Here is a 16,681-nt window from a genome sequence, read left to right as displayed (position 1 = left end):
TTCAAATTTATTTTTCATATTTTGGAGCTGTTTTTTCCATCCACCGCATCAGACACCGCTTTCTGTAAATCCTCCATTTGATAAGGCTTAGTCAGAAATGCGCAGCCTCCGGCCTCTATCCCTTCCCGCGCAGTTCGCGCATCGGAGTGGGCCGTAAGAAATACCACCGGAATGTCAGCTCTGCTGCGCAGTTCTCTGCAAAAGCTCAGTCCGTTTCCATCCGACAGATCAATATCCAAAACAATGACATCCGGCGAAGATTTTTTAAGCAGCGCACCGGCTTCCTGCAGTGACTTCGCACTCATAATAGTATAACCATCCGGACGAAGGACTCGTTCATTCAGGCGAAGCAGCTCCGGGCTGTCGTCTACCAGCAAAACGGTCTTTCCCACATGCCTGGATTCGGCAGTTCTGGTTTTCTGAACAGAGTTGCGGATCTCTCTGAGCCTTGACAATTCCCTTTGGCTGACCAGAGAATATACGAAATATGCCAGCAAATCGAACAGCACCGAAATATGTCTGAGGTTTTCCGGCGGAGGATTATCCGCCCCCAGAAGACCGTATATCTTTCCCTGGACCATCATAGGGCTCAGAATGATGGAGTGGATTTCCTGAAACTGTAAAAATTCATAAATTAATGGATCACTTTTTTTAAGCATTTCCACATCCGATTCGATGATGTTCCCTCCACCTGCCAACCGCCCATACCAGGGAAACAAGTCTTTTTTTGTCACATAAGGGAGTTCTTCAATACCGGATGAGATTCCCGGCCTACACCATTCGTATGTGTTGTAAATATGCTGCCGGTCGATCTCCTCAAACACGTATACCCGGTCGCATTCCAGCTTCTCCCCTAAAAAACAAAGAAGCTGGCGCAGTCCTTCTTCCGCATCTGAAGCCGCGCTTATCCTTTTTAAACATTCCCCGACGAACCGTTCATTACGAACTGCGCTCTCTTGATGACATAAGACCTGAGACTGTCCAGCGATACCTGTATAAAGTTTCATTAACTGGCCTCCCTCCTTTTTTAATAGTGAAACTGCAGAAAGGCCTTTCACATCCTATTACTCACCAGTTTATCTATGGTGAGCAGCAGTTCTAAATCACTTTTAAACTCAATCACACGACCCTCTGTTGTCAATTTTCCCTGCCATGTATAATTGCGGTAATCCTCTATACACACCTCAAACCTTATCTGTGAATGTTCTTTTTCCATACGCCTCCTCCTTTCTCAGATTCAGCATAACAGAAAAAAACGAAAAAAACGCGAACCTTACCAAAATGTCAGGTTCGCGTTATACCGTCACTCTTATATCACTTATTTTCCAGCCCGTCGTCCAAAATGTCTAACAGATAGCCCTCATTTCGAAAATTCATTAAAGATATTCTGCCTTCTGAAGCCGCCAGTTTATTCTTTAGCCGCGACATACATTTCCAAAGAGCATTAGCATCTCCGGACATGGGCTGTTTCCAGATCTCTTCATAGATTTCCTCCGCCGGAAGGGTTTTTCCCTCATTTTTTAAAAGATACAGCAGAACGGAAAATTCCCTGGCAGAAAGCCTCATATCGCTGCCGTTTAAAAAGACCCGCAGCGCTACTGTATCCAGAACCAAAGGCCCCCTCGTCAAAGTTTTTGTGTGTTCCATTGTTTGACGATTCATGCGCACAAGGCGGAGCTGGGTTTTAACGCGGGCCACAAATTCGTCCACATCATAAGGCTTTGTAATATAGTCATTGCCGCCTGCAACAAGCCCTTCAATAATCTCATTCTTTTCATCCAGTGCTGTCAGAAACAGTACCGGCGCTGGAGTAGCAGAACGGATTTTTTCACAAAAAACCAGCCCGCTTCCATCCGGAAGCATAATGTCCAACACCAGAACATCCGGCGAATGCTTTTGAAGAAGCTCATATGCCTTCCCTATGGTTGCGGCACACAGTACCGTGAATCCTTCCCGTTCCAAAATCCGACGGTTAATCCGCTGAATATTTTTGTCATCTTCTACCAGGAGAATTATCCCCGTTTCTTTCATGTCCCGCCCCTTTCATCGCCGGAAGAGTAAACCAAACCCTTGTCCCCCTGTGCTCTTCGCTCTCTATTCCAATTTCGCCGCCATGTTCTTCTATTATTGTTTTACATATGGTAAGCCCCAAACCGGTTCCGCCTCCCTCGCCCCGCCAGAACCGGTCAAATACGTGCGGAAGCAGTTCCGCGCTGATGCCGCTTCCATTATCCGAAACGCTGATCCGTACCTGGTCATTCAAAACTTCCGCGTTGACCACTACCTTGCCGTTTCTTGTATGTCTGTTGGCATTGCTGAGAAGATTGATCAGAACCTGAACAATCTGGTCGGTGCTGCCCTCCACAACGGGTATGTCCGGTTCAAGTTCTGCTGTCAGGGTATTTGCCCGCCGGGCAAACATGGATTGATAAATGCGCACCGTTTCCGCCACTAAAGACTCAAGAGACAGTTCCGTTCTCCCGGATACGGTTCCCTGCATTCGGCCAAGATCCACAAGGCCTGTGACCATTTCCGACAACCGCCTGGCTTCGGCCGAAATAGCGGTCAGATCGGTAACTGTTTCTTCATCCACCACACCGGCCTTAATGTTCTGGGCCGCGAACTGCGCATTGACAGATATAACCGTTAAAGGAGTTTTCATTTCGTGGGATATTTCCGTATAAAACTGATTTTTCATTCGATTCATCTCCGCCAGCATCTCCTTTTCAGCGGCCATGCGCTCCTCCCTCTCTCTGGCGCGGCGCACCTCCCGCATGGTACCAAAAAACATAGCTGTCATGGAAAATAGGACGAACACCGCCATTGCCATCTCCGAAATCGCAAAGCGCAGGGCCGGAGCCATGAACATATCACGATGGTACATCATATCCCATATGGCTGCAAACACCAAAAATGCAAATCCCGACAATACGGCAGACTGTCCCGGGTCCGGCCTCTGCCAGCTCAAAAACAGGCGGACAAAAAAATATATGCCGATAAGCACCAGAATCACGATACGCCAGACTGTAGTATAGGACATAAACAATGTGGAACCGAACAGATCAACAGCTGCGAATAAACCGCATAATATAGTGACAGCCGGAGGAAACCATTTTTGCAGCACACCCGGAAATAGCAGATATAGAAGCCAAACAAGCAAAATACCGCTTAACGGCATCGTTAAATATTCCAGCCGGAACACTGCCGTCCACGGCAGCTGCGGCAATATCACGCTAAATATCCGTTGTCCGGTCACTCCTGTACGGACAAACCATGTTAGGCAGTACAAAGCAAACAGGAAATTAGGCCTGTAGCCACGCATCATCAAATAGAGGATCAGATGTACGACAAACAGAGAAAGATAGCATCCCATGAGCACTACTTCCGGCCAGAGATTACGGACTGCATACCGGTTGATCTGCTCCGGCATGCCGATGTAGAGAGTTCCATGGGTTCCCCCGTCTTTATGGGTGAAATTGGACGCCTGCTGCACAATAACAATCTCTCCATTTTCGTCCGGCGATACCGGAAGCACATAGAATTCCACGCCCGGCGCAGTATTTTCCCGGCTGTCGCCCGGAACGCCGGCTTCAAACAGCAACTCCCCATTGGCATACATCCGGCTGGCAAAGTCCACGCTGTACCCGCAGATAAAATAGCTGCCTTTCGGAGCCTTTATCCGCATCCGGCTGGTGGCATACGGAATCTCATTGCCAGGCTGTCCCAGCAGGATTTTATTGTCTCTTAATAAAGCATTCTCAGAAAAAGCCTGCGGGGTAAGCAGAGCGTTTGGTACATATTCAACGGAACCGGTAAGTCTAGTCACCCTTTGGTCAAGGGCGTAATCCGTCAAATCCCATATGCCGTCTGCAGAGGTTACAGTTGTGATTTCATCTAGGCGCGGCTTAATCCCCCATAACGCCAGCATCAAAATCACTATCATAGGCAGAACAACTGCCAGTATCCACCGCTCTTTTTTCTCTGACAATTTCCCGCCTCCCCGCATTCATTGATAGCTTGATTATATCAAATAATCACAGGTATATAAACCAATATCGGCAATTTGCAGTTTATATCTAATTCTATCATCACATCCTGTCCCTTGCCTCGTTTTTTCTTTGTACCCTTCTCGGTTCTTTTCTTCCTTCAATAACCTGTATCCGTAAATTCACGAATGCTGGATTGAGATTTTGTCTGGAAGGTTTTTTATATCATTTTACACCTATTAGAAACATATACCGCCGAAAGCACAAAAAATGACCTCATATTTTCATATAAGGTCATTTATAAAATCATATTTTATTCACACTATGAGTAAACATTTGAGCAAAACCAACACTCAAAGCCCTTATAGAATAAGGATCTTACTCCATTGTGTAAGGCATTAAAGCGATATGACGTGCTCTCTTAATTGCTACTGTAAGAGCTCTCTGATGTTTTGCACAGTTTCCTGTGATTCTTCTAGGAAGAATTTTACCTCTCTCAGATACATATCTTTTTAATTTGTTTACATCTTTATAATCGATTACGCCGTTCTTATCGCCGCAGAATACGCAAACTTTTTTTCTTCTGCGCATACCGCCGCCTCTTCTCATCTTAGAACCGTCAGCTTTATCATTTCTATTGAATGCCATTGATGTTACCTCCTTCTTCGAATATAGGTATTAATTGAACGGAAGTCCTTCGTCTTCAACTCCGTCCGGAATGTTCATAAATCCATCACCAATTGCGCTGGATGGCGCTGGTCTGGCTGCCGGCTGCTGGTATCCGCCGCCGCCCATATCGGAAGCAGCGCCCTTGCTGTCAGCAAATTCCTGATCGTCTACAATAATGTCAGTCGTATAAACTTTCTGACCATCTTTGTTGGTATAGCTACCAGTCTGAATTCTTCCTGAAACTAAAACCCTCATACCCTGGCGGAAGTACTTTTCTGCAAATTCTCCGGCTCTGTCAAATGCTACGATATTGATAAAGTCTGCTGTCTGTTCGCCGCCGTCCTGGCTTCTGCGGCCTCTTCTGTCAACGGCAAGAGTATATCTTGCAATTGCCATAGAACGCTCGCCCTGAGAATATCTCACTTCAGGATCTCTTGTCAATCTACCCATAAGGATAACTCTATTCATACGATCACTCTTTCTTATCTTCTATTATGCATCCTGTCTTACGCATAAATATCTGATAACCTGCTCCATAATACGAACGTGTGCTTCCACTTCGTTAGGACAATTGGAATCAGACTCAAACTGGATGAAATAATAGAAAGCTTCTTTCATCTTCTGAATTTCGTAAGCTAATCTCTTCTTACCCCATTCATCAACGTTAGTTACAGTACCACCGAAACGGGCAATATATCCTTTTACCTTTTCAAGTGCTGCTGCTCTTTCTTCATCATCGAGTTTTGCGCTAAGAACAACTGCTAATTCATATTTGTTCATGCTTTTAACCTCCTTGTGGTCTCTGGCCCCTGCTTTCAGTTTCAGGAGCAAGGAATTTATATGTCACGAATATTCATTTTATCAAACTTTGTCCATAAAATCAAGCATTTTTCAGGGATTTTTTGATTTTATTATAACAGTTCAGCCTTCCGAAGCCGGCTAAAGCATCGGAATGCTGAACTGTTACATTTTATTTGCCGCTGTTCTCAATGGACAGCACTTTATAATCCTGATCTTCCACTGTTTTTTTCAAAACATCATCCTCTATCTGTGAATTCAAGGTTACCACTGCGGTTCCGGCTTCATGGCTCACTACGGCTTCATTTACTTCCGGCAGCGCTTCCAGGCACTTTTTCACTCTGGCCTCACAGTGTCCGCACATCATTCCTTCGATTTTCATTGTTTTTTCCATAATTTTTTCTTCCTTTCTTTTTGCTTTTATTTTTTTATCCCCTGATGCGTCATGCATTTTGAAGAAATTAAGCCGGAGCGCATTGGTGACCACACAAAAGCTGGATAAGCTCATGGCCGCCGCCCCGAACATGGGATTCAGTTTCCATCCGAATAACGGGAACCATACGCCTGCTGCCAGCGGTATTCCCACCGCATTGTAAAAGAACGCCCAAAACAGGTTCTCGTGAATATTTCTTAATGTGGCCCGGCTCAGGCGGATGGCGGCCGGAACATCGCTCAGGCGGCTCTTCATCAGCACCACATCGGCAGCGTCGATAGCAATATCCGTTCCTGCTCCGATGGCGATACCGATATCCGCTCTGGTGAGGGCGGGCGCATCGTTGATGCCGTCTCCCACCATGGCCACCTTGCCCTTTTTCTTCAGTTCCCGGATCACATTTTCTTTTCCTTCTGGGAGCACGCCGGCAATCACCGCGTCCACACCGGCCTGTTTTCCCACAGCCCTGGCCGTCCGCTCATTATCGCCAGTCAGCATCACTACATGGATTCCCATGTTCTGAAGCTCTTTTACTGCCTGAGGGCTATCTTCTTTTATGGTATCGGCTACGGCTATGACGCCGGCCATACTGCCGTCTTTACTGAAAAATAACGGGGTCTTGCCTTCCTCTGCCAGCTGCTCCGACCTGCGCTTCATCTCCTCAGTCACCTCTGCCTGGCTGCTGATAAAAGTAAAGTTTCCGCCGCAAAGCACAGCGCCGTCCAAAACTGCGGATAATCCGTTACCGGGAAGCGCACGAAAATCGGTTACTTCCCTGGCTTCCATCTTCTCTTCCTCAGCCCGCGTAAGAACCGCTCTGGCCAGCGGATGTTCGCTTTTCTTCTCCAATGCGGACGCCAGCTCTAAAAGCTGTTTTTCCGTAAATCCTTTTGCCGGAATAATATCGGTCACCTTAGGTTCTCCGCTAGTGATCGTTCCGGTCTTATCCAGGGCTACGATCTGTGTCTTGCCCGTCTCTTCCAGGGAAACGGCTGTCTTAAACATGGTGCCATTCTTGGCTCCCATTCCGTTGCCCACCATAATCGCAACCGGAGTTGCCAGACCGAGAGCGCACGGACAGCTTATTACCAGAACGGATATACCCCGTGCCAGCGCAAAACCGACGCTCTGGCCTGCGATCAGCCAGGCCAGTATAGTCACCGCAGCGATCACAATCACGATAGGCACAAAGATTCCCGATACTTTATCCGCAACCTTGGCAATTGGCGCTTTCGTTGCCGATGCATCGCTGACCATCTGTATGATCTGGGACAAGGTGGTGTCTTCGCCAACCCTGGACGCCTGGCATTTGATGAAGCCGGACTGGTTGGTGGTGGCGGCCGATACCTGATCCCCGGCGCCTTTATCCACCGGAATGCTTTCTCCGGTCAGAGCCGATTCATTGACCGCGCTGCTGCCCTCCAGAACAATTCCGTCTACCGGAATATTTTCACCGGGGCGGACTACAAAAATATCGCCTTTTTTCACCTGATCGATGGAAACTTCCACCTCTTTGCCGCCTTCTATAATAGTTGCTGTTTTAGGCGCCAGTTTCATCAGGCTTTTTAACGCATCTGTGGTCTTACCCTTAGAACGGGCTTCCAGCATCTTGCCGACTGTAATCAAAGTCAGAATCATGGCGGCCGATTCAAAGTAAAACTCATGCATGTATTCCATGACTCCCGCCATATCCCCTCTGGTCTGAGCGGCCGTCATGGCAAACAGCGCATACACGCTATATACAAAAGACGCGCCGGAACCCAATGCCACCAGCGTATCCATATTCGGAGCTTTATGCAAAAGCCCCCGGAATCCGCTGATGAAGAATTTCTGATTGATAACCATGACAATGGCCGTCAAAATCAGCTGAAGCAGCCCCATAGCCACATGATTATCCGCGAAAAATGCAGGAACCGGCCAGTTCCACATCATATGTCCCATAGAAAAATACATCAGGACAATCAAAAATCCAAGGGAGGCAGCCAGACGGTGCTTTAATACCGGCGTCTCCCTGTCTTTTAACATATCACCGTCATCTGCCGCCGGCCCGCTCTTTGCTGCGGCACGTTTCGCAGCCGCCCCATATCCGGCTTCCTCGACCGCACGGATCACGGCCTCTGCCGGTGCGTCGCCCTCCACTCCCATGGAATTGGTCAGCAGGCTGACCGAACAGGATTTAACTCCCGGCACTTTGGATACCGCTTTTTCGACGCGGGCGCTGCATGCCGCACAGCTCATACCTGTTACATTATATTGCTCCATCTATTTACTCCTTTCCTGTTGTTGTCTTTCTGTCAATGCTTTCTGCTGCCGTATTTCCCTTGCCGCCGCTCTGACAGTTCTCGCATCTATCCCATTCCGGGATTATATTACCGCATCAGCTTCCGGATTGTATCGACCAGTTCGTCAATGGTCTCATCCTTGCCGCTGCGGATATCATCTGCAACGCAGGTCCGTATATGGCTGGACAGCAATTCCTTGCTGAAACTGTTCAGAGCGGCGGTAGCCGCAGCCACTTGGACCAGTATATCCGTACAGTAGGCGTCCTTTTCCACCATGTTTTTGATCCCGCGTATCTGTCCTTCAATCCGGTTCAAACGGTGTACCAGGCTCTTATATTCTTTTTCTGTCCGCTCTTTTGTTTTGTGACAGCAGTTCATTCCTTCTTCCATCATTCCGGCCTCCTTTTGCATCCGTATACCCCATACAGGTATATTTACATTGTTTATTATATACCCCCATCAGGTATTATGCAAGCACTTTATTAAAATTTTTTGCAGCATTTCCGGCTTTCCGCACCTTCAGACACTTTCATGCCCAAAACCGGAACAGAATGCAGCCATGGAAGCTGTCTGAGCCGGATCAGATATCAGAGCACAGGGACAGGAAACCGCAGCTCTGTGCCATCCCTCTTATTTCTTTTTCTTCCGAATCACTTGTAACGGACAAAAATACTTTGTATAATAAACCTAAATCAAAAAACAGCGGACGCATTGTCCCGAAAGGACTATTTTTGTTTCAAACAGTTCATTATACAATTAATTCACCACGTATTCCGGCGGAATTTAACGGCTGCCGGATCGCCCATCTGTCCGACCTTCATGGAGCGCTGTACGGGCCGGATAACCGGCTTCTTCTGAACCGGATTGATGAGGCCCGTCCTCATCTCATCGCCATGACCGGCGATATGGCGGATGAAAAGGACAGGGCGGTGCCCGGCTTCATTGATCTGTGCCGCCGCCTTGTAAAACGGTATCCGGTTTACTATATAACCGGAAACCATGAGCAGTCATTATCTGCGGATGTGCTCTCCGGGCTTCTTTCGGAATTAAGGAAGATGGGAATCCGGATTCTGGAAAATAACTGGACCACCATTTCCCGAAAAGGAGCATTTCTCAAGTTATACGGTTTAGTCACTCCCATGGTATACTATAAAGATCCGTTGGGCGAATATATAAAAGGAATCCATTTTTCGGCGGAAGATACGGAAAATGCCCTTGGAAGTTTTGATAACTCCTGCTATACCGTACTTTTGTCCCATAACCCGCTTTATTATCCTTCTTACCGGGACTGGGGCGCTGATCTGACCTTATCCGGCCATATACACGGCGGAATCATACGGATTCCCGGGCTTGGCGGACTTCTTTCGCCCGATTTAAGCCTGTTCCCCAAATACGACGGAGGCCTGTTTGAAGAAGAAGGAAAGCACCTGGTTGTCAGCCGCGGACTGGGCAACAATTTTCTGGTGCGCGTTTTTAATCCGCCCGAATTAGTCATTATCGCATTACAACACAGTTAAAATACAGGGGGATTTATGGATACTCTAAACAGCGATGCTATCTACAAGATATTGGAAGAAGAAATTATTAACCTGACGCTGGAACCAGGAAAGGTGCTGAGCGAAAATGAACTCTGCGCCCGTTTCAACGTGTCCCGCACGCCCATCCGCGGCGTCCTGCAGCGCCTCCAGGAGAACGGCTTAGTCACCATCACGCCTTATAAAGGAACCACAGTCACTCTCCTCGATCTGGACAGCGTAAACCAGATGATCTATCAGCGCCTGGCCGTGGAAACCATGGTGCTTCGGGATTTTACCAAGATCTGCGACCTGCTCTCCATAGAAAAGATGCGCCATCTGGTGCGGGAATCCAGAAAGCTGATCTCCGGATCATTTGAACCCGCAGATTTTTATGAGCTGGACAGCAGACTTCATTCCATCTGGTTTTTAGAAACAAAGAAAAATTACATCTGGGAGATGATACAGAAGACGGACAGCGACTATTCCCGTTTCCGCATGATGGATATTGTGGAAATGAAGAATTTTGAACAGATTATAGAAGAACATGAAGAACTTCTGGACATTTTAGAGCGTAAAGATACCGCCGCAATTGAGCCTCTTATGAAGAAGCACCTTTACGGCGGCATAACCCGGCTTGGCCAGTTGATCTATACGGAATTTAAAGATTATTTTGTTCCGGTTTCCTGAGTCCCCGGGTGTTTTTCTCCACCAGTTTACGGGCTACCATAACCTGATGGCTGCATCCCATGCACTTTAACCGGAAATCCGCGCCCACGCGCAGGATTTCCCATTCATTGCTGCCGCAGGGATGCGGCTTTTTTAATTTCACAATATCTCCTACTTCATAAACCCATTGTCCGGGCATAATCTGTCAACCTCCTATGCTAATAATCCGGGGCCTTTGCCAATGATTGCTTCAATCCGGTCAAGCTCTGCCTGTTCAAATGACAATTTACCCACCGCTGCGATGCTGTTTTCCAGCTGTCCGGCGCTGCTGGCTCCCACCAATACGGAAGTCAGACCTTTATGGGATAAAATCCAGGATAATGCCATCTGAGCCAGGGACTGTCCTCTGTTTTCTGCAATCGCATTCAGCTTTTTGATCTGATCCAGGCGTTCTTCTGTCAGATAACGGCCTGCAACCGTAGATCCGGTGCGGCTGGCCCTTGATCCTTCGGGAATTCCCTTTAAATATTTGTCCGTCAGAGCTCCCTGTGCCAGCGGGCTGTAAGCGATGCAGCCCACGCCTTCCTGTTCTAGTGTATTCAAAAGTCCGTCCTCTACCCAGCGTTCAAACATATTGTATCTGGGCTGATGGATCAGACATGGTGTTTTGTTCTCTTTAAGAACCGCTATGGCCTTTTTCGCCTCTTCATCACTGTAATTTGAGATGCCCACATAAAGAGCTTTTCCCTTCTTTACAAGGTCTGACAGCGCTCCCATCGTCTCCTCAATCGGCGTCTCCGGGTCAGGTCTGTGGTGGTAAAAGATGTCCACGTACTCAAGACCCAGGCGTTTTAAACTCTGATCCAGGCTGGCTGTCAGATATTTTCTGGAACCCCAGTTTCCATAAGGTCCCGGCCACATATCATAGCCCGCCTTTGAAGAGATAACCAGCTCGTCACGATAGGACGATAAATCATCCTTTAATATCTGCCCGAAATTCTCTTCCGCTTTTCCCTTTGCCGGACTTCCATAATTGTTAGCCAGGTCAAAATGGGTAATTCCGCTGTCAAATGCCTTAAATATAATGGTTTTCTGATCTTCCAACGGTTTTTCCAGGCCAAAATTCTGCCACAAACCAAGAGAAATCACAGGAAGTTTCAGCCCGCTTCTACCGCATCTCCTGTACTCCATGTTTTCATATCTCGATGTTTCTGCCTGATACATATGTAAGTCCTCCTTTTATTCAACAATGCTTCCTAAAACTTCTCCAATACTTCCGCTTATCACCAGATCCGCCTGGCTGTCCAACGGCGTAACGCTCCGGTTGATTAAAACCAGTTTACTGCCCTTATAATAATTAATTAATCCCGCCGCCGGATATACAGTGAGAGAAGTTCCTCCCACGATCAGCATATCCGCATGGTTAATATATCCCACGGATTTGCTCAGCGTGTCCTGATCCAGCCCTTCCTCGTATAAAACCACATCCGGCTTTATGATTCCGCCGCATTTACAGCGCGGCACCCCGTCCATCTCCATAATCTCCTTCAGGGAATAGAACTGGCCGCATCTGGTACAATAATTCCGGTGTATGGAACCGTGAAGTTCCATCACCTCCCGGCTGCCGGCCGCCTGATGGAGTCCGTCAATATTCTGGGTGATCACCGCCTTTAATTTGCCCTGCTGCTCCAGCTTAGCCAATGCAATGTGGGCCGCATTGGGCTTCGCGTCGGAAAATATCATGCGGCTCTTGTAAAAACGGTAAAATTCCTCCGGATTTTTCCGGTAAAAGCTGTGGCTGATAATCGTTTCGGGCGGATATTTGTATTCCTGGTTATATAAGCCGTCCACGCTTCGAAAATCGGGAATCCCGCTTTCCGTGGATACTCCTGCGCCGCCGAAAAATACGATGTTTCCGCTTTCTTCAATCCATTGTTTCAAAGTTTCCATTGAATCTGCCATATCATACCCGCCTTTCTGTTATCTATTATCACACTATACTCAATTATACCACTTCATCCAGAAAAACGCCTTCCAAAGTTTTCACCTTACTCATCCATTCCGCCCCGCATTCCCTGGAATACCCAAACAGCCAGGCAGTCAGGCGGCCCACAGAAATTACCGGGCAGTCCTCCGCCTCATCCTGCTGCAAAATTTCACCGCTCACCTTTTCAAGGCAGGACCCTTTATGATTTAGATGCCACAGATAGCTTCCATGGTTCTGCGGCAAAAACTTATCTTCCACTGCCAGTCGGACCGTAATCTCTTCCTCCGGGCAGCTTTCTTTCAGACATACCGCCTCCACAAAACGCTCCATGCAGATGATCCGCGCCATAATGGCCGGTGAAGCCTCTTTTTCCTCTTCCACATATTCCGGTTCGCAGTAAAGTAGCCTCTGTTCCTTTTTATCAATTCCCCACTGGCTTTCCATACCAACTAAACGAGTTCCGTGATACAAAAGATTCGTCTCTCCGTTTTCACTGTCCAGCTCTTTTAAAAGCATGTTCACATATGCTTCATCCCTCTTACAGTACACCTCATAGCGGTCAGACAGCCAGTTTTCCATAAACGCGGCCAGCTCTGCCGGGGTTTTGCCGGAGCCTTCTAAAGAAACGCGTTCCAGCGGGGCTCCCTCTTTCAGCTTCCAATGGGGCTGATCGAATATATAGGTAAAATCAAACGGCAGATAAATTCTCTCATCTGCCGGCATAAGGAAACAAAACGGCATCTTTTCCTCATACATGTCCTGCATCATCCGCGTCAGCACCTCTCTCATATAGCCGCGGTGGCGCTTGTCCCGATGGGTAGCCACCCCCACGATATAATCAGACCGCCAGACGCAGACGCCCGCCTGAACCAGGTAAGGGTTCAGGTGAGCCATAGACACAAGTTCTGTATCTTCCGTTTTTGCCAGCACCCTGTTTTCTCTCATCTTTTCTGAGAAATAGTACCGGTCAAAGCTTTCGGAATCTTCCGGAAATGCCTGTTTCCACAATATTTCTGATCTCTTCTTTTCCTCTTCATTCAGATAACCAATCATAGGCTCATCCTTTAAAATCTTTCTGCAAAACAAGATATTTTCTTGCAAAGTCAACCGGGTTATAGGACATCTTGGCTTTTCTCAGCCCTTCCAGTCCCAAGTCGTCTTCCCTGTTCACCAGTTCCGCTTCCGGAAACTCATGGATTAAAAACTGCTGGTTGATGAACTGATACAATCCGTGAATCTCAGGATTGGCTTTTTCGATATGAATCACAGCCATCTTTTCCATGCTGTTAAAACTTCCTATCGTAAATGCCTCTAAACTTCCGTCAATATATACGCCTCCCATGCGTACGCACAGAGCCGCGCAGTTTTTCAGGATTTCGTGGATACCTTCCACTTCATAGTCCAGATGTTCTTCCACTTCTTCACCCTTCTTGTCCCTCCATTTCGTGAGGAAATTCCACACGTCATGGCGGTCGGAACAGCAGAGAGCCCGGTATTCAAACCGTCCTTCATACTCTCTTAAAAATCCGTTCAGATGGTTCTTCTTTTTATGAAGCTTTTTTCCGGCCAGAGTTCTGAGCGCTTGGGCGTCATAGAGGTAATCTTTTAAATCCTCCTGTTCCGTCACGGAAAAACGTTCCGGGTCCAGGTTCAGATATTCCACCGCTTCCGCGTCTGCCAGATAGATCTTAAACGGCTTTTTAAGCACCTGATTAAAGTAATCCACCATCATGTTGAAATAAACTGGAAGGTCTTCCTGACGGCACATCGGCATCGCGCTGTGCTCTTCTCCGTCCATGCTCATCAGCCATAACAGAGCCTTGCCCTCCACAAGGGCATATCTTACATTATAGTATTCTCTCCACAAAAAGCTGTCCAGAAATACACTGTCACACGTTCTGTTGCTTCTTAAATTAAAATAAGGCGTCAGCTTTACAATATCCTCAGCGTCTACTTTTTTAAAAACTAAATTCATAATCCATCCTTTCTTCTTATGCTGCTTTTCCTGCTCTCAGAGCGCATTTGAAACCTTATTATCACAGGATGCGTACCGCAGGCCGCAAAAATAAGGTTTCAATTACGCATTAGTATGCCCCTAATAATTTAAGATAACACTCCACACCTCTTTATTCTTGTTCCATATCTCCTGAAACTGAGCCGGGTCAACCGGAGAAGTATCTCTTCCGACTTCTATAGTCAGGCTTGGAATGCCCTTTTTAGAGATCGCCCAGTCCTTATATCCTGCCGGGTCCAGATTCTGATAATTCGCATCCAGCGGATATCCGGTCACGGCCGAAACAGCCTGAGCCATGCCTTCCGTCTTATCCCTCAGCTCGCCGGTCTGTCCGAAATACCAGTATATCACTCCGCCCTGGGTATGGTAGCTCACCGTTTTAACAAAATTATACGTATTGGTCAGCTGGATCAAAGCCGCTGACTCCGGTATACATCCTACCGCCTCGCCTTTATACCGGTCGGAGGATACCTGGGCCGGGCCGCCGTAATCTTCCCAAAGGGCATCGAAATTTCGGTTGACGTCCACGCCCTGAGCGTTGGCTTTCCACCTTCTCAGATAGGAGTTCATATCCGAGGCACCGTCCAACTGGCTGATTACCTGAACCAGATCCTTTGTTTCCTGTTTATTTAATTTGTCCAGGCCAAACTGGCTGATTGTGACTCCGTCCGGGTTGATCATAGGGATCACATGGATCACCGTATCATTCAGATATTGTCCGCTTGTCTCCGGATTTTGCAAAAATGCAGCCGTCTGTTTCATAACCAGCTGGGTAGTTATATATTCCCTTGCATGAATCGATGCATTGATCATAACATGGTTTGGAGCATTAATATCCCCAATTACCATATCATAAATTTCTCTTCCGTCAAAGGTTTTTCCCAAAGAATTTATAGTAATTAACTGGGGAAAGGCTTTTTCCCACAATTTCATATCGTGTTCCATATCCTCGTAGGAATACAATGCCGGGTCTTTATCCACTATAATTTCATTTAAATCTACCTGAGCGGCGGCGCTGCTCTCCGGGCTGGGCTGGCTTTCGCCAGGATTTTCAGAAGTTTTTTCCTGATCCGCCAAACTTTCCTCCGCATTTGCCGAAGATGTTTCGGACACCGGTTCATCCTTTGTTTCCGTGCTTATTTCCTTTTCCTTTTTCTCCATGCCGGCTGTGCTTTCCTCCTGGCCTTTTGACGCCTTTTTATCCTTTTTGCTTTCTGCCGCCAGGGCCGTAACCTGGACATCGGCACGGGAGCTTACAAATGCCACCGTGCCGATACATATACCGGCTGTAACTGCTACAGCAAGAATGCCGGCCGCTATGATCTTTTTCTGTCCGTTATCCATTAATATTCCTCCAAATAAGACGCCAATGCATATCCTGTACTGCCGTTGTAGATCACCTTATAAAAGCCATTGGAGGAACTTTCCACATAGCTGACCGCAGATCCAAGAGGAATCTGGCAGATTTCACTGGCCGATGTGGACGGGCTTGTCCTGAGGGTAATGCTCTCGTTGCAGTTTACCACATAAAATGTGCGGTAAACCGTGGTATTGCTTCCTGTATTTCCCGTCACTGCCGGTTTACTCTGGCTCAGATAAGACGCCAGTCCGTATCCTGTCTTACCGTTATAAATAATCTTATAAAAACCGTTATCCGCCGTCTCCACATAGCTGACCGCAGATCCAAGAGGAATCTGGCAGATTTCGCCGGCAGATGTGGACGGGCTTGTCCTAAGGGTAATGCTTTCATTGCAGTTTACCACATAATATGTGACATAGGTAACATTAGCCGCCATAGTTGCAGGCGCTGTAGTCGCCGCAGGAACCGTCTCAGGATAGGTCCAACCGGCTGCCGCGCCGGTGGAAGCCTCTGTCTCAGCAAAAACAGGAGTTGATTCCGCTGCCGCTGAAGACGGAATTTCCGACGTCTCCGCTTCTGTGGTCTGAGCCTCCGTTTCTTCCTCCGAAGTCTCTTCCCCCTCCTTTGTTTCCATCTCACTCTCGTCCTCGTCCGGCTCTTCAATTCCCACCGGTTCTGATGCCGGTTTCTTCATGTTCACAGCCACAAATGCAGCCGTTCCTATAATCATTAATGCGATCAGCACACAGCACACGATAATAAACGGCTTGGCGCTTTTCTTTTTTTCCGGCTGCTGTGCCGGAGGGCGGACCTGTGGCGCCGGCCGCACCGGCGGTTGTGAAGCCGCCGGCTGATCGGCAATTACATTGCCGCACTTCGTACAAAATTTAGCGTTATCTTTTAATTGAGCCCCGCATTTACTGCATATCTTCATCTCATTCTCTCCTTTTAGCTGCCCATTTCCTGATA

General features: G+C 47.6%; 18 protein-coding genes. 2 read left to right on the top strand and 16 right to left on the bottom strand.

Going from position 1 to position 16,681, the window contains the following annotated elements:
* Positions 1–14 precede the first annotated feature (14 nt).
* The 9 genes from C0033_RS12735 to C0033_RS12700 all read right to left on the bottom strand — a co-directional run bounded on the left by C0033_RS12735 (position 15) and on the right by C0033_RS12700 (position 8,558).
* Positions 15–1,007 carry a response regulator gene (locus C0033_RS12735; protein WP_103228247.1) on the bottom strand — a complete coding sequence of 331 codons (993 nt, stop codon included), beginning with the start codon at positions 1,005–1,007 and terminating at the stop codon, positions 15–17.
* 47 nt (positions 1,008–1,054) lie between these two features.
* A complete protein-coding gene (locus tag C0033_RS27055) occupies positions 1,055–1,216 on the bottom strand; it encodes a hypothetical protein (RefSeq protein ID WP_180994717.1) in 162 nt (53 codons plus the stop codon).
* Between the two features lie 98 nt (positions 1,217–1,314).
* Positions 1,315–2,031 carry a response regulator transcription factor gene (locus C0033_RS12730; RefSeq protein ID WP_103228246.1) on the bottom strand — a complete coding sequence of 239 codons (717 nt, stop codon included), beginning with the start codon at positions 2,029–2,031 and terminating at the stop codon, positions 1,315–1,317.
* The gene (locus tag C0033_RS12725; protein WP_103228245.1) at positions 1,994–3,988 is read right to left on the bottom strand and encodes a sensor histidine kinase; all 1,995 of its coding nucleotides are present in this window, start codon (positions 3,986–3,988) and stop codon (positions 1,994–1,996) included. Before C0033_RS12725 ends, C0033_RS12730 begins: the two co-directional genes overlap by 38 nt.
* Before the next feature lie 376 nt (positions 3,989–4,364).
* Positions 4,365–4,634 carry a 30S ribosomal protein S18 gene (rpsR, locus tag C0033_RS12720; RefSeq protein WP_103228244.1) on the bottom strand — a complete coding sequence of 90 codons (270 nt, stop codon included), beginning with the start codon at positions 4,632–4,634 and terminating at the stop codon, positions 4,365–4,367.
* A 30-nt stretch (positions 4,635–4,664) separates the two neighbouring features.
* On the bottom strand, positions 4,665–5,123 hold the full coding sequence (locus tag C0033_RS12715) for a single-stranded DNA-binding protein (RefSeq protein ID WP_103228243.1): 459 nt from the start codon (positions 5,121–5,123) through the stop codon (positions 4,665–4,667).
* A gap of 24 nt (positions 5,124–5,147) precedes the next feature.
* A complete protein-coding gene (rpsF, locus tag C0033_RS12710; RefSeq protein WP_103228242.1) occupies positions 5,148–5,435 on the bottom strand; it encodes a 30S ribosomal protein S6 in 288 nt (95 codons plus the stop codon).
* Between the two features lie 190 nt (positions 5,436–5,625).
* Positions 5,626–8,148 (bottom strand): heavy metal translocating P-type ATPase, encoded by a 2,523-nt coding sequence (locus tag C0033_RS12705; RefSeq protein ID WP_103228241.1) that lies wholly within the window; start codon positions 8,146–8,148, stop codon positions 5,626–5,628.
* 107 nt (positions 8,149–8,255) lie between these two features.
* Positions 8,256–8,558, bottom strand: a complete 303-nt coding sequence (locus tag C0033_RS12700) for a metal-sensing transcriptional repressor (RefSeq protein WP_103228292.1) — start codon at positions 8,556–8,558, stop codon at positions 8,256–8,258.
* A gap of 341 nt (positions 8,559–8,899) precedes the next feature.
* Here C0033_RS12700 and C0033_RS12695 point away from each other — a divergent pair, with 341 nt between their 5' ends.
* Together C0033_RS12695 and C0033_RS12690 are read left to right on the top strand one after the other, a co-directional pair.
* Positions 8,900–9,685 carry a metallophosphoesterase gene (locus tag C0033_RS12695; protein ID WP_180994716.1) on the top strand — a complete coding sequence of 262 codons (786 nt, stop codon included), beginning with the start codon at positions 8,900–8,902 and terminating at the stop codon, positions 9,683–9,685.
* A gap of 15 nt (positions 9,686–9,700) precedes the next feature.
* A complete protein-coding gene (locus C0033_RS12690; RefSeq protein ID WP_103228239.1) occupies positions 9,701–10,372 on the top strand; it encodes a GntR family transcriptional regulator in 672 nt (223 codons plus the stop codon).
* Here the strand turns inward: C0033_RS12690 and C0033_RS12685 are convergent.
* The 7 genes from C0033_RS12685 to C0033_RS12655 form a co-directional block, all read right to left on the bottom strand.
* Positions 10,344–10,550: a DUF951 domain-containing protein gene (locus tag C0033_RS12685; protein ID WP_103228238.1), complete on the bottom strand. Its 207-nt coding sequence runs from the start codon at positions 10,548–10,550 to the stop codon at positions 10,344–10,346. The genes C0033_RS12690 and C0033_RS12685 overlap by 29 nt on opposite strands.
* Before the next feature lie 14 nt (positions 10,551–10,564).
* Positions 10,565–11,575: an L-glyceraldehyde 3-phosphate reductase gene (gene mgrA / locus C0033_RS12680; protein WP_103228237.1), complete on the bottom strand. Its 1,011-nt coding sequence runs from the start codon at positions 11,573–11,575 to the stop codon at positions 10,565–10,567.
* Between the two features lie 15 nt (positions 11,576–11,590).
* Positions 11,591–12,313, bottom strand: coding sequence for an NAD-dependent protein deacylase (locus C0033_RS12675; RefSeq protein ID WP_103228236.1), 723 nt, complete (start codon positions 12,311–12,313; stop codon positions 11,591–11,593).
* Between the two features lie 43 nt (positions 12,314–12,356).
* Positions 12,357–13,391 (bottom strand): GNAT family N-acetyltransferase, encoded by a 1,035-nt coding sequence (locus C0033_RS12670; RefSeq protein ID WP_103228235.1) that lies wholly within the window; start codon positions 13,389–13,391, stop codon positions 12,357–12,359.
* A 4-nt stretch (positions 13,392–13,395) separates the two neighbouring features.
* Positions 13,396–14,313: a phosphatidylglycerol lysyltransferase domain-containing protein gene (locus tag C0033_RS12665; RefSeq protein ID WP_103228234.1), complete on the bottom strand. Its 918-nt coding sequence runs from the start codon at positions 14,311–14,313 to the stop codon at positions 13,396–13,398.
* 120 nt (positions 14,314–14,433) lie between these two features.
* Positions 14,434–15,696 (bottom strand): M14 family zinc carboxypeptidase, encoded by a 1,263-nt coding sequence (locus C0033_RS12660; RefSeq protein ID WP_103228233.1) that lies wholly within the window; start codon positions 15,694–15,696, stop codon positions 14,434–14,436.
* On the bottom strand, positions 15,696–16,646 hold the full coding sequence (locus tag C0033_RS12655; RefSeq protein ID WP_103228232.1) for an SH3 domain-containing protein: 951 nt from the start codon (positions 16,644–16,646) through the stop codon (positions 15,696–15,698). Before C0033_RS12655 ends, C0033_RS12660 begins: the two co-directional genes overlap by 1 nt.
* Between the last annotated feature and the right edge of the window lie 35 nt (positions 16,647–16,681).

Origin of the sequence: Clostridium sp. chh4-2, assembly GCF_002899675.1 — a bacterium.
Classification (GTDB): domain Bacteria; phylum Bacillota; class Clostridia; order Lachnospirales; family Lachnospiraceae; genus CHH4-2.
Note: the sequence above shows the minus strand (reverse complement) of the source record. Positions and strands in the feature narration are given on the sequence as shown.

Bases quoted from the DNA above. Each gene is read 5' to 3' on its own strand.
- C0033_RS12655 (WP_103228232.1), bottom strand. From the start codon at position 16,646: ATGAAGATATGCAGTAAATGCGGGGCTCAATTAAAAGATAACGCTAAA.
- C0033_RS12675 (WP_103228236.1), bottom strand. From the start codon at position 12,313: ATGGCAGATTCAATGGAAACTTTGAAACAATGGATTGAAGAAAGCGGA.
- C0033_RS12660 (WP_103228233.1), bottom strand. From the start codon at position 15,696: ATGGATAACGGACAGAAAAAGATCATAGCGGCCGGCATTCTTGCTGTA.
- mgrA (WP_103228237.1), bottom strand. From the start codon at position 11,575: ATGTATCAGGCAGAAACATCGAGATATGAAAACATGGAGTACAGGAGA.
- rpsF (WP_103228242.1), bottom strand. From the start codon at position 5,435: ATGAACAAATATGAATTAGCAGTTGTTCTTAGCGCAAAACTCGATGAT.
- C0033_RS12700 (WP_103228292.1), bottom strand. From the start codon at position 8,558: ATGGAAGAAGGAATGAACTGCTGTCACAAAACAAAAGAGCGGACAGAA.
- C0033_RS12665 (WP_103228234.1), bottom strand. From the start codon at position 14,313: ATGAATTTAGTTTTTAAAAAAGTAGACGCTGAGGATATTGTAAAGCTG.
- C0033_RS12715 (WP_103228243.1), bottom strand. From the start codon at position 5,123: ATGAATAGAGTTATCCTTATGGGTAGATTGACAAGAGATCCTGAAGTG.
- C0033_RS27055 (WP_180994717.1), bottom strand. From the start codon at position 1,216: ATGGAAAAAGAACATTCACAGATAAGGTTTGAGGTGTGTATAGAGGAT.
- C0033_RS12735 (WP_103228247.1), bottom strand. From the start codon at position 1,007: ATGAAACTTTATACAGGTATCGCTGGACAGTCTCAGGTCTTATGTCAT.
- C0033_RS12670 (WP_103228235.1), bottom strand. From the start codon at position 13,391: ATGATTGGTTATCTGAATGAAGAGGAAAAGAAGAGATCAGAAATATTG.
- C0033_RS12690 (WP_103228239.1), top strand. From the start codon at position 9,701: ATGGATACTCTAAACAGCGATGCTATCTACAAGATATTGGAAGAAGAA.
- rpsR (WP_103228244.1), bottom strand. From the start codon at position 4,634: ATGGCATTCAATAGAAATGATAAAGCTGACGGTTCTAAGATGAGAAGA.
- C0033_RS12685 (WP_103228238.1), bottom strand. From the start codon at position 10,550: ATGCCCGGACAATGGGTTTATGAAGTAGGAGATATTGTGAAATTAAAA.
- C0033_RS12705 (WP_103228241.1), bottom strand. From the start codon at position 8,148: ATGGAGCAATATAATGTAACAGGTATGAGCTGTGCGGCATGCAGCGCC.
- C0033_RS12730 (WP_103228246.1), bottom strand. From the start codon at position 2,031: ATGAAAGAAACGGGGATAATTCTCCTGGTAGAAGATGACAAAAATATT.